General features: G+C 47.1%; 11 protein-coding genes and 2 pseudogenes. 7 read left to right on the forward strand and 6 right to left on the reverse strand.

The genetic code is table 11. The features are described 5' to 3' along the window. Positions 1 to 110: 110 nt before the first annotated feature. From efp to KZE55_RS08315, 3 genes and pseudogenes are all read right to left on the reverse strand, one after another. On the reverse strand, positions 111 to 668 hold the full coding sequence (efp, locus tag KZE55_RS08305; protein WP_047768285.1) for an elongation factor P: 558 nt from the start codon (positions 666 to 668) through the stop codon (positions 111 to 113). A gap of 487 nt (positions 669 to 1,155) precedes the next feature. Beyond that, positions 1,156 to 2,197: pseudogene (locus tag KZE55_RS08310) on the reverse strand (zinc-binding dehydrogenase). Between the two features lie 98 nt (positions 2,198 to 2,295). Then, positions 2,296 to 3,381: an Ldh family oxidoreductase gene (locus KZE55_RS08315; RefSeq protein ID WP_222258101.1), complete on the reverse strand. Its 1,086-nt coding sequence runs from the start codon at positions 3,379 to 3,381 to the stop codon at positions 2,296 to 2,298. A gap of 294 nt (positions 3,382 to 3,675) precedes the next feature. Here KZE55_RS08315 and KZE55_RS10340 point away from each other — a divergent pair. Beyond that, a pseudogene (locus KZE55_RS10340) lies at positions 3,676 to 3,783 on the forward strand (MFS transporter); the annotation flags it as partial. A 127-nt stretch (positions 3,784 to 3,910) separates the two neighbouring features. Here the strand turns inward: KZE55_RS10340 and KZE55_RS08320 are convergent. Further along, a complete protein-coding gene (locus KZE55_RS08320; RefSeq protein WP_222258102.1) occupies positions 3,911 to 4,771 on the reverse strand; it encodes a GRP family sugar transporter in 861 nt (286 codons plus the stop codon). A gap of 692 nt (positions 4,772 to 5,463) precedes the next feature. Here KZE55_RS08320 and KZE55_RS08325 point away from each other — a divergent pair. The 3 genes from KZE55_RS08325 to KZE55_RS08335 all read left to right on the forward strand — a co-directional run bounded on the left by KZE55_RS08325 (position 5,464) and on the right by KZE55_RS08335 (position 9,171). Then, positions 5,464 to 6,864, forward strand: a complete 1,401-nt coding sequence (locus KZE55_RS08325; RefSeq protein WP_222258103.1) for a Na+/H+ antiporter NhaC family protein — start codon at positions 5,464 to 5,466, stop codon at positions 6,862 to 6,864. Between the two features lie 261 nt (positions 6,865 to 7,125). After that, entirely contained in the window at positions 7,126 to 7,914 is a 789-nt protein-coding gene (proB, locus tag KZE55_RS08330) for a glutamate 5-kinase (RefSeq protein WP_047768293.1), read from the forward strand. A 12-nt stretch (positions 7,915 to 7,926) separates the two neighbouring features. Beyond that, complete coding sequence (locus tag KZE55_RS08335) at positions 7,927 to 9,171, forward strand: glutamate-5-semialdehyde dehydrogenase (RefSeq protein WP_222258104.1); 1,245 nt, start codon at positions 7,927 to 7,929, stop codon at positions 9,169 to 9,171. Between the two features lie 74 nt (positions 9,172 to 9,245). On the opposite strand, the gene yjeM is transcribed toward KZE55_RS08335, so the two are convergent. Next, positions 9,246 to 10,733, reverse strand: coding sequence for a glutamate/gamma-aminobutyrate family transporter YjeM (gene yjeM / locus KZE55_RS08340; protein WP_222258105.1), 1,488 nt, complete (start codon positions 10,731 to 10,733; stop codon positions 9,246 to 9,248). 262 nt (positions 10,734 to 10,995) lie between these two features. Here yjeM and KZE55_RS08345 point away from each other — a divergent pair, with 262 nt between their 5' ends. After that, a complete protein-coding gene (locus KZE55_RS08345) occupies positions 10,996 to 11,919 on the forward strand; it encodes an IS30 family transposase (protein WP_222258106.1) in 924 nt (307 codons plus the stop codon). Between the two features lie 222 nt (positions 11,920 to 12,141). On the opposite strand, the gene KZE55_RS08350 is transcribed toward KZE55_RS08345, so the two are convergent. After that, complete coding sequence (locus KZE55_RS08350) at positions 12,142 to 13,680, reverse strand: multicopper oxidase family protein (RefSeq protein WP_222258107.1); 1,539 nt, start codon at positions 13,678 to 13,680, stop codon at positions 12,142 to 12,144. Positions 13,681 to 14,020: 340 nt separating this feature from the next. Here KZE55_RS08350 and KZE55_RS08355 point away from each other — a divergent pair, with 340 nt between their 5' ends. Further along, a complete protein-coding gene (locus KZE55_RS08355) occupies positions 14,021 to 14,326 on the forward strand; it encodes a hypothetical protein (RefSeq protein ID WP_222258108.1) in 306 nt (101 codons plus the stop codon). Between the two features lie 30 nt (positions 14,327 to 14,356). Next, positions 14,357 to 14,767 carry a hypothetical protein gene (locus tag KZE55_RS08360; protein ID WP_222258109.1) on the forward strand — a complete coding sequence of 137 codons (411 nt, stop codon included), beginning with the start codon at positions 14,357 to 14,359 and terminating at the stop codon, positions 14,765 to 14,767. Positions 14,768 to 14,828 lie beyond the last annotated feature (61 nt).

Genomic DNA, 14,828 nt, shown 5'->3' on the forward strand with positions numbered 1-14,828 from the left:
CTTCCCCCCAAGAATTAGTTTTTCTCTTAATATACACCTAAACACCGGTACGTAAAAAGCCCCGCTGCCAAAAATGGTAGCGGGACCTTTTCATTATCGTCTTTCAAAAATTATGCACGGGACTTGTAACTGCCATCAGTGGTGTTGATGATCAGCTTGTCACCAGTCTTAATGAAGGCTGGAACGTTAACAACTAAGCCGGTGCTCATAGTAGCAGGCTTACCACCACCATCGATGGTAGCACCCTTGATCATTGGTTCTGTTTGAGCAACAGTCATTTCAACAGTGGTTGGCAATTCAACACCGATGATGTTGCCGTTAACAAAGTTCAGGGTGATGTTCATGTTTTCAACCAGGTAGTTACGGTCGTCACCAAGTTGGTCGTGGGTTAAAGTGTATTGGTTATAATTCTCCAAATCCATGAATACGGCAGAGTCGCCTTCGTCGTAAAGGTATTGGGCGTTACGCTTGTCAACGTTAACCTGTTCAACCTTTTCAGATGGCCGCATCGTTGTGTGGACAATTGAACCGGTCCGAACGTCTTGGATGTCCATCTGCATCAAAGTGTTACCCTTACCTGGCTTATGGTGGTTAATTTGCAGAACCTTTAACAGTTTGCCGCCACGTTCAAAAACCATGCCCTTTTTCAAATCAATTGTTTGAATCATCTTAAACACACCTTCATTAAATAGATTATTACATCTGGTCTGCTCGCAACCGTAGCAGTTACCAGAACGTTTATTGATGGCCTAATACCGACTAAGCCATAGCACATTATCCATTGTATCACATTCCGTAATTTTGCTATACGTTAAAAGTCACCAATATTCAAAAAAATTGCCTCTTTAAGGGCCATTTTCCCATTTCCTCAGTCCAATTTTAATTTAATTGTTGATAACAAAAAGGAAAGCAACTGCTAATAAACATTTGCCTTCCCTTTGTCATAAGTACCGATTCTATTATAAGAAATATCCTGATGATTTCTTTACTACATATACTTATTTATTTTCAAGTAAATAATATTCCTTCGTAAGGAGCTTGTCAACCGATTACAGTTAATATCAAATAAAAAGTTTACCCGCTCTCTGAGGAAAACACGCTCCGTCGCCTTAATCTAGCTTTAGTTTTCGGTATATAAATGAAATACCATTTCACTTAGTCCATTACCAGGTAGGACTTGATTGCTTGACGCTGGTCCATTGCCTCGTAAGCGGCTTGAATCTGGTCCAGATTAAATTCTTTCGTAAAGACCTTACCGGGGGTTGATCTCGCCGTCAAGAACGGCCTTGAGAAGGACTTCCTTGTCGTAAGTAGTGACGGAAGCTGGCCCCCCAGCCACAATGGTGTTCTTGTAGAATGGCGTCGTCATGTCCTGCTTTGGTGTGTGTGGCAGGCCAACCCGGCCAACAATAGCGCCCGGACGGCCAACCTTCATTGCTGTATCCGTAGACTGCTCGGTCCCGACACATTCAAGGACCGCGTCAGCACCGGCACCGTTAGTCAGGTCCATAATGATCTTAACCGCCTCGTCACCACGAACGGCAACGTTATCGGTGGCCCCGAACTCTTTGGCAAGCGCTTGCCGGTCGGCATGGCGGCTGGTGGAGATGATCTTGTTAGCACCCCGCATCTTTGCAGCGATGATTGCACACAGGCCAACCGCACCATCACCCATTACGACAACTGTGTCACCGGCACCAACATTGGCGACCCGGGCAGCGTGGTAACCAGTTGCCACAACATCCGCCAGTGTCAGAAGGGACTTCTTCATCCCTTCACTGTAGTCTTCGGGCTTACCAGGAATCTTTACCAGCGCCCATTGACCGTGTCGGAAGCGAATATATTCAGCCTGTACCCCGGAAGAAAAGTTACCAGCGTGTGCCTGGCAGGAACCGTCAAAGCCGGCCTGGCAGGCAGCACACTGTCCGCAACCGTGGGTAAATGGAGCAATTACGAAGTCACCAGGCTTGACCGTAGTGATGTCGTCACCGACTTCTTCAACGACCCCGATCGCCTCGTGCCCGGAGTTCTCGGAGTGGGCTTCAACCAGGTTGATTCCCCGGAAGTTCCACAGGTCGGAACCACAAACACATGCCCGTAATACCTTAATAATTACGTCATCAGACTTCTGAACCGTTGGCTTATCAACGTCCTTCAGTTCCATTTGACCCTTGCTTGCAAAGAATGCTTTTTTCATTGTCCAAGTCTCCCTTCTGTTTACCTATAATTGTACCTAATCAACGGACAGAAGGGTAATACTTTCATTTAATCACTTACTATACCTTAGAAGCATGCTTAGATCGATTGAGGGACCTCAATACTGAGTTCTTTACCGATTGCAGTAATTTCTTCATAGGTCTTATCGTCGACTGCCACCCCGTTTTGCTGGTTTTCCTTCAAGTAACGGTATTCCCGATCGCCTGGGACCCAAGTTTGCTTGCCAGGAACGTGTTTCAGTCCTCGAATCCGGTTTAGCATTGCGGTGGCGTCTTTCTTCAGGGTCTCCGGGTCACCGAAAAAGGCCGGGTCAAAGGCAAAGAGGAATTGACTGAAGTCGTGCTTGCCTTTGACTGTGTCGGCCGAAATTGAACCCTGAGCCAGAATTCCCGTCAGCAGTTCAACGACGATTGAGTTACCCATCCCCTTATAGTTGGCATTAACTTCCTTGTTACCACCAAGGGTGACTAAGCCGCCACCCTTTTGTGGGCCCGCACTAAAGGCTGCCGTGGCTAGGATATCTTCGGCTTCCTTCGGGTCCTTAACAACGTCACGGTTCTTATCAACGACCCATTCACCTGGCAACTCCTGGCCCTTCTTGTCAGCAACCTGAATCTTACCACCTGCCACGGCAGCCGTGGCCCCATCAAACATGAACGGGTGGGGACTAGCGGGGAAACCAAAGGCAAAGGCGTTAGAACCCAAAAAGGCTTGGGTCGCGTTGGTCGGGACTACCAGGGGACGAGTATTGGTGAGCGCAATCCCAACTAATCCAGCATTCAACGCCTGACGAGCATAGTAGCCGGCAATCCCAAAGTGATTTGAATTGCGGACGACCCCAATGCCGACACCAACCTTTTTGGCCTTCTCAATTACCTTGTTCATTGCCAGGTGGGCCGCAATTTGGCCCATATTTTGGTTAGCATCAACAAGGACAGTACCCGGTAATTCCCGGAGTACCTTAGGTTGCTTTGTTGGGATAATTGTCCCGTCCTTGATCATCCGCCGGTACCAGGCTAACCGCTGAATCCCGTGGGAGGAAATTCCACGAAGGTCAGCATCAACTAATGTGTCGGCAAGTAAGTGACTATCTTGCTTTGAAAAGCCTAACTTGTCAAAAACCGCTTCTAAGTATGTTCGTTCAACCGTTGCCTTTACACGCATACCGCAATCACCTTTCCTTTTTATGAGACAATTTCTAAGAGTAAACAGCAATTTAGGGTACAAGGGATAAGCCGTCGTAGCACCGCTGAATTCGTTGCAAAATCAACACTTTAACGTTGCCTTCTTGATACCGGTACCCAACAAAGCTAAAAATCATCCGCCATTGCTATCATCCTTTTTCACTTATTACTGTCAATTCTAATCGAATTCACATAAAAAGCAACGGTTTGTTATTGTTTATTCATTTTTCCTTTACAGTGCGAAGTTAATACCGCCATCGTGGCAACCAGGCTGATGTCTTTTTGTGGGGTCATTGTCGAAACGGCAATGAATATTTCTTTTCCCAAGCTAATGGAAGAGTTTAACGTCACTACCAACGTTGTTAAGTGGATGACGTCAATTTGTCGCCATCATCATTTACCCCTGTGTTCTGAAGTCTGTCCCTAAAAAGATTAATAAATAAAAAGAGGCTCCCGTTTTTCAACGTATGAGCCACTTGCCTTACTATTTATGAAGAATAATTGCTATTTTACTTGGTAATCCCAATCATGATGCCACCAGCGACCACTAGGATAACACCGGCAATGGTAAACTTGGTTTCCTTTGGGGTCTTGGACTCATGCAGGATCCAGAGGCCACCAAGGGTCGAAATAATAACGTTTAACTGGGAAATGGTGTAGCCAACTGCCACCCCGTTAATCTGGTTAGAGAAGATAATCCCCAAGTTGGCGATGGCAAAGCAGGCACCGGTTGCCATGTTCTGCCAAGTCTTGATACCAAACATCTGGTTATTCTTTTCAAAGGCACAGAGGATAACCATGGTAACGAAGATAGCGACCGCTTGTGGGAAAACAACGTCCCAACCACTGAGCTTAAATGCCGTTGGGAAGGATGCGTAAGCGACAAAGCCAAGCGAAGAAATCAGGAGGTAGAGCATTCCTTTCTTAACGTTGCTCCCCTGCTCACTCTTCTCGTGATAGGCCGTCATAGCAATCCCACCGACAATCAGAATCAGGGCCCCAATTCCGAGGAGCCACTGGTTAACCGACGTCCATTCATGGAAGCAAATTGCTCCGACCAAGGCGGTCCCGACCAATTGCTCACCGACAGAGATGGGCATCGTCATCGTGACCCCAACCAGGGAGAAACTCTTTACCTGTAAGATGATTCCGATACAGAAACCAATTCCACTGAGGGCCGAGCCAATCCACAGCGCCGGTGTCAATACCGGTTGCTTAATGAAGTAAACGGCAATCCCGACAACCAGGGTGACAATCGCCATCCCCATTACCTTATTCGTGTACTTACCACCAATCAATTGCATACTGATAACCTGGAATCCAAGGCCAAACGCCGGCACCAGGGCAATCAAAATATCTACTAGTGACATATCCACAACCTTCTTTCCTTATTCAAACATTCACAACCGTCAAGTGAAAAAGGCCGCTGCTGGCAAGTGACTTACCAGCAGCGGCCCGGAAAGAAAAAAGAGTAACTAGTTTTCTTTCTTAGCGTTTTCCATTGCCTTCATAATTGAAGGGTTCTTGGAATGGCAGTCCTTAATCATTTGCAGATCTTCTTCGGTCAGTTCAACAGTGTACTTAGCCATTTTCTCTCCCCACTTTCCGTTGTTTTTATATTTACTATACCACTATTTGCTGCCCCCGGTGAGCGGTAATCGGTGAAATCTGTACCAGTTACCCAATAAAGGACGATTACAAGATAATTCAAGAAATTTAAAATTAGAGATTGACAAAGCAAAATGAGAATGCTTTAATAATAGCAACAACAAATTACGAAAGGAAAGGGCAATAATGATTCAACACTCACAAAACACTGCTAACAAGTATTATTATGGCTATGCTTATGTAGTCTAATGTCTGTACTCCGGTGCGGACAAGGACGTTCGCACCAGCAGAGCTGTATTTTGTGAGCCCCTTGCTAGGTGCATCAATCTAGTAAAGGTGAAGCTCTTTTTTCGAGCAATTATTTTCGGTTAATATCACCAACTGGATTGAGCTAACGCCCTGATTTCCAGTTGGTGTTTTTTGTTTACTAGCTATTTGCGGAGGAAGAAGAATTATGAAGTCATTAAAGAAAAAGAATCATCTCGAACCCACCTTTGGTTTTGGTGAAAGTCTCACTGTCTTAATTGTTATCTTATGTATCCTTGGTTTCTTAATTATCTTTAAGCAACAGGAACCCCAGGCGCCCCTGTTCATTGCCTTTACCCTTCTTGCCGTTTACGGTCGGCTGCGGGGTTTTAAATGGAACACGGTTATGGACGGGATGCGCGATGGGCTCCGGGCCGGGGTTGACCCGCTGATCATTTTCCTGTCCATCGGGGTCCTCATTGCGACCTGGATTTTCTCGGGGACCATTCCCACGATCATGTACTTCGGCTTTGAGATTATCTCAGTTAAATTTTTCCTGCCAACGGTTTTCATCGTTTGTACCCTGGTCGGCGTTGCCTGTGGTAGTTCCTTCACTACCGTTTCCACAATGGGGATCGCCTTCATTGGGATTGGGGCAACCTTAAAAATCAACCCTGGTTTGACTTCTGGGGTCATCGTCTCCGGAGCCTTCTGTGGATCCAATATTTCACCACTATCCGGAACCACTAACCTCGCAGCCAGCGTTGGTAAAATCAGCATCTACGAACACATCAAAGCTTTAATGATCACTGATATCCCTGCCTGGGCAATCTGCGTTGTCCTCTACACCGTTTTAGGGTTGAACTCTAAAAATGTTAGTCTGTCAGCCGTCCACAAGATGATGGATGGCCTGGCCAACGGCTTCTGGATTTCCGGTTGGGCGCTGTTACCAGTACTACTTTTGATTGTTTTGGCAATTTTGCAAGTTCCCGCAATTCCTTCATTAGGACTTGGTTCCCTCTTCGCCGCAGCATTGGGTTGGTTCCACGCCCCAACGACTAGTATCACTACAATTACTAAGACCATTATGATGGGTTACGTTTCCCACACCGGTGACAAGACCATTGATACCTTGCTTTCCAAAGGTGGCATCGCAAGTATGCTGACTTCTCTGGCATTGATTATCTTTGCCCTGGCCCTTGGTGGTTTGCTCATCAAATTTAACATCATCAACGCTATCATTAACCACCTGTCCGGAATCGTGAAGACTCCTGGTCGGGTAACGTTAGCGACCGCCATCACTTGTATCGGGGTCAACCTGACTGTTGGTGAACACTACCTTGCAATCATCCTCCCTGGTCAGTCATTCTTACACGCCTTTGATAATTTAGGTTTGAAGCGAAAGTTCTTGACGCGGATTCTTAACGATGCCGGGGCCGCGGTCAACGCCATTGTGCCATGGAGTGTTTCCGGCGTGTTCATTGTTGGTACCCTCCAAATCAACCCCCTGCAGTTTATCCCATGGGCCTTCTTCCCATTCCTGGTTACAATTCTTTCAATCATTACGGGGATGTTCATTAAGGCCCCTAAGCAAGCAGCGGCAGCTTAATTTTCTCATCGAATTCCAATCTTTCTCTTGACAATGCTTTCAAAAAGAATATAAACTAAGGGCATAGTCATAGTAGGAAGGTTCCAGAGAGTGGTCGTCACTGGCTGTAAGCGACCGCACCGTTAAGCCGAATCCAAGCTATAAGTTAAACACGTTAATAATAATAAAAAAAGAGTAAAGCACGTCTTTAAACGAGAATGGTAACGCCGTCACTGGTGTCTCGATTAAGGCGTGCTTTTGTTTTAGAAAGGATGACCAATGATGCTGGAAAACGTGAAACGAGTTGTTGTCAAGATTGGGACGAGTAGTTTGATCCTTCCCAACGGCCGGACAAACCTGAAGACAATTGACTCCTTAGCCTTTGTACTCGCTACTCTTAATAACCAGGGCTATGAAGTCACCCTGGTTTCATCCGGTGCAATGGGGGTGGGCCTAGCTAGTGAAGGCCTTACCCAGCGTCCCCACGAAATTGCTGACCAACAGGCGCTGGCGTCAGTTGGTCAGACCGAATTAATGCGGATTTATTCCCAACGCTTCCTTAATTACCAGACCAAGGTCGCCCAATTGCTGTTAACCAGAGATGTTTTACACTTTCCGGTCAGTCGCCAGCACGTATTGAATACTCTCGGTGTACTTCTAAAGGATCACGTTATTCCAATCATCAATGAAAACGACTCCGTGGCCGTTGACGAACTTGACCACCACACGACCTTCAGTGATAACGATGAGCTTTCCGCCCTTGTCTCTACCCGAATGGGCGCTGACCTCCTGATCGTGCTCTCCGATATCGATGCCTTCTACGATAAGGACCCGCATAAGTATCCTGATGCCCAACCAATCCGGCATATTAAAGAGGTCACGCCCGAATTAGAAAAAGCTGCTAGTGGTTCCAGCACCCGTTTTGGGACCGGTGGAATGGTCACTAAGCTCCATGCGGCTACTACCATGATGAAGGCTAACAAGAAGATGGTCCTATGCAACGGAAAGGACCCCCGCGTAATTTTTAAAGTATTAAATGGTGACCCGGTGGGAACCCGGTTCAGTAAGTAAGGAGGAATTAAAATGGATGCAAAGTTAATTACAATTGGTCAACAGGCAAAAGCAGCGGCAAATCAAGTAGCCCTGCTGGATACAACCACGAAAAATAAGGCGCTGCTGGCAATGGCAACAGCCCTAGAAGAAAAGCAGAAACAGATTATTGCTGCTAATAAGGAGGACCTTACTGCAGCGGTCGATATGCCGAAGAAATTTACTGATCGGTTGATGATCAATGCCCAGCGAATTACCGACATGGCAAACGGCCTCCGTAACGTTGCCCGACTGGCCGACCCAACTGCCAAGATTGATAAGGGCTGGATCACTGCTGATGGACTGCAAATATTACAACGGCGGGTTCCCCTCGGTGTCATTGGGATCATCTTCGAGGCCCGGCCAAACGTCACGGTCGACGCAACTGGGCTAACATTTAAGAGCGGCAACGCGGTCATCTTACGGGGTGGCAAGGAAGCCATTCGAACAAACACCGCCCTCGTGAACGTCTTAAGGGAGGCCCTAAAGGCAAAACACCTTCCAGAAAATGCCGTTCAACTTGTTGAAGACACGAGCCACGAACAGGCCCAGGAAATGATGAATATGACCGATTACATTGATGTCTTGATTCCTCGGGGAGGCCGGGAACTAATTCAGCGGGTCGTAAAGACCGCGACCGTGCCGGTAATTGAAACCGGAGCGGGGAATTGCCACGTTTATGTCGACAAGGATGCCAGCTTAGAAATGGCCACCAACATTACCGTCAACGCCAAGGTCCAGCGGCCATCCGTCTGCAATGCTGCTGAAAAAATACTGGTTCACCGTGACGTTGCCGCTAAATACTTGCCAACGCTTGCTAAGGCGTTGACTGACCACGGCGTCCAACTCCGGGGGGATGAAGTGGCCCAGGAAATTGTTCCCGGAATGCAAGCCGCCACTGAAAAGGATTGGGACACTGAATACAATGACTTGATCATGGCGGTTAAGGTTGTGGACTCACTTGACGATGCCGTCAGCCATATCAATAAGCACAGTACCCACCACTCCGAAGTTATCATTACCGATAGTCTTTCACGCGGTCAGGACTTCCAGCGGCGAATCAATTCGGCCTGTGTATACGTAAACGCCTCGACCCGCTTCACCGACGGGGGGATGTTTGGCTTTGGTGCTGAAATTGGTATCAGTACCCAAAAGTTGCACGCCCGGGGACCAATGGGGTTAGACCAGTTAACCACTATCAAATACGAAATCACCGGTAATGGCCAGGTTCGCCACTAAATTTATCAAAGACACGAAAGAATCCCCGCAGTTGAGCGTTCGCCCAAACTGCGGGGATTTTTTCTACCCAATTTTCAAAGTACCCGTTTTTCTGCCAAGCTGTAAAATACCCACGCTAATAAGCCAAAGAAGACGGGCCCAAAGGCGGTCCAGAAGGCCGTGGAATAGTCATGCTCCAGCATTGGTTCAATGCAGGTAAAGAGGATCCCGACTGCCACAACTAACCAGACAATGACACTGACAATCCAGGTGGTCGTCATGCTCTTGTAGAAGATAAACGGCCGGTCAAGGTCCTTCTTCATCTTAAAGAAGGGGAAGGCCCCAATCAGGAACAGATACGGTGCCGACGAGGAAACATTCATCATATCGGTCAGGACGGTATAAAATTTACCAGCCGTATCACCACCAAAAGAAATAAAGAGGATGATGGCGCTGACTAAGATGGCTTGAAACCACATTGCGTTAGCCGGCATCTGGACATTGTTGAGTTTTGTCAACCTCCTTGGCAAGAGCCGGGGGTCACACCCTTCAATGAAGGACTTAATTGGGGAATAAGTCATTACGAAGGCCGCTCCCAGTCCGCCGAAGACATCGGTAAAGGCAGTAAACTGAGCAAAGATTTTCCCAAGCAGCAGTGCGCCAGCATGGCTGAGCCCCAGCTTAGCGCCAAAGACGGCCCCCATATTTTCAATCAAAACATATTCAACGTTGGCCAGGTTAACACTCGACTTACCGAGCAAATGGTGCCAGTTAGCGGTAACTCCGCAAACGAAGACGGTAATGATGTAAATGACAGTCATCATAATTGTCGCAATAATAACGGCCCGGGGAAAAGTCTTTTCCGGCTTTTTAACGGAGTCAATTAAACCAGCCGTCGTCTCCATTCCACCATAAGCAAATAAGGCATAGACGATGAAGGAAATAACCGCGATTGGCGATACAAAACTACTGTTGGGTGACTTAACCATTGCCGTGGTTGTCAAGGGCTCGGCCAATTGGCCGCCCTGCATTACCCAGATAATTAAACTAAGGACCACGAAAAGAACGGCAATCCCGATGGTAAAGACCCCACAAATTGAGGCAATTCGTGAAATAACGTTAATTCCGCGCGAAGCAATTAGGGTAACAACAAATAGGAAGATGATTTCCAGAATCCCGAGAGTTTCGTTTGCGCCTAACCCAAACAAGTGCCAAGTTTGGGTTTTATCGGTCCCCGAAATCATTGTTGAAACGGAAACCAGGAAAAACTGGGTCGAGGAAACCAGCCAAACCACCCAGGCAGCTAACCAGATAAAGGAACCAATGAAGGCTGGCTTTTCACCGATTGACCCCCGAAGCCAGGAATAGATTCCCCCGTGGGCATCCTTGAAGGAAGCACCGTACTCCGCAAACATGAATGAAGATGGCGCAAAGAAAAGGATCGCCGTTAAGACATACCAAATAATACTGGCATAACCCATTTGAAAATAGGCGTTCTGCGCATTACTAAAGCCGTAAATTGATGAGAAGATCATCAAGACTAAACTCATCAGGCTAATTTTTCCAACAGTATTTTTATTCAAAATTACCCTTCTTTTTGTATAAATATCAGGCAGCTTCAGTATATAGCTAATTAGTGAAATTGTTAATAATTTATTCAACAAAATACATTCATTTTATGGCGGATAAGCTGGGGGCGGAATTAACTATTTTGTAATAAGGGAAGCCGGCATTTTTTAATAAAGGGTAGATTGTAAAATTTAAGTTGAACATTTAAGTGGACAGAAAAACCCATCAAGGTCTTTAATGGTGTTACCGTACAATCCATTAGAAAGAAGGACCTTGATGAGCACCACTATTTTATCATTCCAGAACCGTGTTGTCATTGAAACGCTTCATAATGAAGGACGTTCCTTGCGATACATCGCTAACTACTTAGGCTTTAGTAAAACCACAGTCTTTAACGAACTTCACCGGCTAAATAGTGAGTACCAGGCTGAGCTAGCGCAAACTGACTTTGAACGCAAGGTTAGTCAACGGGGGCGGAAGTCTTCGCTCACTAAAAACCTTAAACACTTGATCGAAGAAAAGATTCAAGTCCAGAAGTGGTCCCCTGAACAAGTTGCCCATGTAGTTGGAATTGCCTACAAGACGGTCTATAACTGGATTGATCAAGGATGGCTTGATATACAGTTGCCCGATTTGCCTGATCATGGGATTCGTCGTCATCGTGCTAAAGAAAAGCGTGGTACGTTCAGTCACGGCCGCTCCATTGAGGAGCGGCCTCATAAAGTCGAAACTCGCCAGGAATTCGGCCACTTTGAAGCTGATACCGTACTTTCTGGCAAACGTAAAGGTCAAGCTGTGGCTACTTTTGTGGAGCGTAAGAGTCGCCTGACAATTGTTAAACGGCTCCATGGTCGCGACAGTCGGTCCATGACTCAAGCCGTACTTGAACTAGCTAGTCAACTTCAAGACAAGCTCAAGACGCTTACCATAGATCATGGTAAAGAGTTCGCTAACTACCAGGCAATTGAGCAGCGAACTGGTACTCAGGTTTACTTTGCCCATGCCTATTCACCGCACGAACGCGGTAGTAATGAGAACTGTAACCGAGTTTTGCGACGGTTTATTCCCAAGGGACAAGCCATTGAAGAACTAAGTGATTACCAACTGGTTCAAATCAATCGGTATCTGAATTCCCGGCCACTTAAATGTCTTAATTGGCATACACCAATCGAGATCTTCCTGCTTAATCTACGTCACTAAATTCGTTCAAGTTATTTCTTGCAATCTGCCTTTATATTCTGAATGGCAAATCGCCGGCCGCCGAGTTCACCTTGAAGAAAATCCTGCTTCCTATAAAGGATTGCTTTTTCATCTAGGATTTACTGACTAAGCGGATCTGCTTTGGCAAATATGAAGATTATTTTCCTACTAGCCAGCTTCAATTCAAATATTTTTAACTCTTATTTTTTGGGCCACAGCAAGCTACATCTCCATTCCCATCTTCTTATAGGAATCCATCCCACCGAGCCAAAGCTGGTCCATCGGTACGTGCCGCTCCTCGGCAAAGGCCTTCATCAGCGTCATGTGGTTCATCAAATGGTATTTCTTGTTCGGGTCGGCTGGATCAACAACTTGCAATTGGGCCATCATCCCGCCATCTTCGTGTTCAATGATATGGCAATGGTACATGAAGACCCCGGCCACGTTGAACCAGACTTTGATTCGAACATGCTCACCTGGGTTAACCGCAACGGTATCCTTCAACCCGCGCTCATTCGGGTAGGGAGCATGCCCATCACGAGAAATCACTTCAAAGGCCGTCCCGTGCATGTGGTAGGGGTGAATCATGCCGGGAGCTGGATTGGTGTTCTCAATGTCCCAAATCTGGACCTTATGCAGTGGCATCTTGTAGTCAATCCGGTCCATCTTGAACTTCTTACCGTTTATCGCTACGGATTCATCCATCCCATCTAGGGTAACGTGGTGAACAGGCAGATCGGGATCAACTGCTGGGTCCGGCGTTTCAAAGAGCTGTTGCGGAAGCGTGGTGTGGTCCGGCTTAAATTCATGAATCCGGAAGTGGACCAGCGGGACATCGTCAGAGTACAGGGTGACCACATCGCCCGGCTTATACTTACCAAAGTCAACGATGATTTCCTGTCGTTCAGCACAGGTGATCAGCAGCTTGGTCATTTTGACTGGGTGCGGCAGAAGACTTAGGTCACCGGCAATCTGAGCGAATTCCAAATCATCGCTGAAGTGCAGCCGAAATTCTCGCCGGTTGGCCCCATCGAGGAAACGAAGCCGGACCTTTTGGGTAGTGACGTCAAAGTACGGATTAATTGTCCCGTTAATCATCGGCGTTGGTCCCGCGACGCCATCTGGATCGTAGTCGGCCCGGTAATCCCACTGGTTGTCCTTATGAAAGCGACGGTCTTGCAGGATAATTGGAATGTCGTCAACCCCGTAGTTCCGTGGCAATGGCAAACTGGCCTCATGGTCGTCCTGGACGATGGCACCGCCAGCCAGACCATGCCAAACCTGTTCTGCCGTTGATGGACACGGGTGGGCGTGAAGCCAAACAAAGGCGGCTGGCTGGTTAATTTTGAAGGTGACGTCCCGACTCTTACCAGGATAGACGGGGGCATGGCAGCCACCATCCTCGATGGGTCCCGGAATAGCAAGGCCGTGCCAGTGGAAGGTTGTGACCTCGGGCAAGTGGTTGACCAGGTGGACGTGAATCGTCTTGCCCCGTTTAAAGACCACCGTCTTGCCCAACAGGGGACCATTGTAGCCCCAGGTCTGCGTTTTCTTCCCGGGAAGGAGCTGTACCTCACCCGTCTGGGCCACGATGGTGTAATACATATCCGTGGCCGTTTCCTTATCCGGTTTCAAGAGTCCAGGAATATTTAAAGGCTGCTGGGGCGTCTGCGGTTCTTTCAGCGGAACGTACCCTGCGTCGTGATAATCGTAAGCTGCTTCATCATAGAAGTAGTTATTGATAACTTTTTCTTCTTCCATTACGATTCCTCCTTCAAATGAATAAAGGCGGTACCGGAGAGGTCCCCTGTACCGCCTTCGTCACGTTTATTGTAATGAGTCACGAGCCGTCAGGTCAACTACCGATGTGTGGTTTCTTGTTTAAAGTGTATGAAGGCACCACACGGTCCGGATCTGAGTTGTTCCTTCCTACCCGCCATATTAGATAGCTGCGGAAACATTAGGTAAACTGGTCAATAAAGCAGAGGTAAAATATTATCAATAAAGGTTTTAAAGTGGACAGAAAAGTCCATAAGGGTCTTTAATAGTGTCATCAGTCACGGAATCTTCTCATATCTAAAGTGAAGGAAGGTACACTCCAATGAATAATGACCAATTCTTCCGCCGCTTTTGTTACCCCAATGGCTGCCTGAAAAACAAGTTAAAAATTCATGATGCTCAACGATTAGCCGCCAAGGAGTTTCAAACGGTCTGTCAACAAATTCAACTAATACTGACACAAGCGCCACGAATAACTAATCTTGATGACTTGTGTACGGTTCATAAAAGACTGCTGGGCACTATTTATACCTGGGCGGGACAGGTACGTACAGACTACGACCTTCATAAGCGGACGGATGGTATGGACTTCTACGCCCAGCCAGCGGCAACCATCCCCCTGGCATAGCAATATATTGAACATGACCTGCTTCAGCCAGTGATTGGTGAAAAACAGCCATCAATCGAAAGATATGTGGAGTTGCTTGACAACATCAACACCCTGCACCCCTTCCGTGAAGAAAATGGCCGGGCAACCAAGACTTTCTTGCAACTACTGGCTAGACAGCATCACCAGTACCTGTATTTCCCCCGCCACCAAAAACAACTCATTGTGGCAATGAATGCTGCTAACTATAAAAAGATGGCGGAACAAGTACAACTGGTCCCCATCAATCAGCCGGTTACGCGGCCAAGTGCTGAGCCACCGTTTGACGATCAGAAGCTTACCATCTGCCAGCACCAGTTTAAGGACCAGCTCGCATACCGCACTGCCAGAGATAGCGTGCTGTTTAACCTTTATGAGGGCTGGCGGCCAAGTAGCGCGGAGGTATTAGCCATCCTGGAATAGGTTTGCAAAATAACGGTATTTATAATTTAATGAAGAAGAAAAAGTTACTTTTGTTTTGGGG

The sequence above is a fragment of the Limosilactobacillus panis genome, from assembly GCF_019797825.1.
GTDB lineage: Bacteria > Bacillota > Bacilli > Lactobacillales > Lactobacillaceae > Limosilactobacillus > Limosilactobacillus panis_A.

What these genes read in the sequence shown, in the direction of transcription:
- efp (WP_047768285.1), bottom strand. Translation starts at nt 668, where the DNA reads ATGATTCAAACAATTGATTTGAAAAAGGGCATGGTTTTTGAACGTGGC.
- KZE55_RS08315 (WP_222258101.1), bottom strand. Translation starts at nt 3,381, where the DNA reads ATGCGTGTAAAGGCAACGGTTGAACGAACATACTTAGAAGCGGTTTTT.
- KZE55_RS08320 (WP_222258102.1), bottom strand. Translation starts at nt 4,771, where the DNA reads ATGTCACTAGTAGATATTTTGATTGCCCTGGTGCCGGCGTTTGGCCTT.
- KZE55_RS08325 (WP_222258103.1), top strand. Translation starts at nt 5,464, where the DNA reads ATGAAGTCATTAAAGAAAAAGAATCATCTCGAACCCACCTTTGGTTTT.
- proB (WP_047768293.1), top strand. Translation starts at nt 7,126, where the DNA reads ATGCTGGAAAACGTGAAACGAGTTGTTGTCAAGATTGGGACGAGTAGT.
- KZE55_RS08335 (WP_222258104.1), top strand. Translation starts at nt 7,927, where the DNA reads ATGGATGCAAAGTTAATTACAATTGGTCAACAGGCAAAAGCAGCGGCA.
- KZE55_RS08345 (WP_222258106.1), top strand. Translation starts at nt 10,996, where the DNA reads ATGAGCACCACTATTTTATCATTCCAGAACCGTGTTGTCATTGAAACG.
- KZE55_RS08350 (WP_222258107.1), bottom strand. Translation starts at nt 13,680, where the DNA reads ATGGAAGAAGAAAAAGTTATCAATAACTACTTCTATGATGAAGCAGCT.
- KZE55_RS08355 (WP_222258108.1), top strand. Translation starts at nt 14,021, where the DNA reads ATGAATAATGACCAATTCTTCCGCCGCTTTTGTTACCCCAATGGCTGC.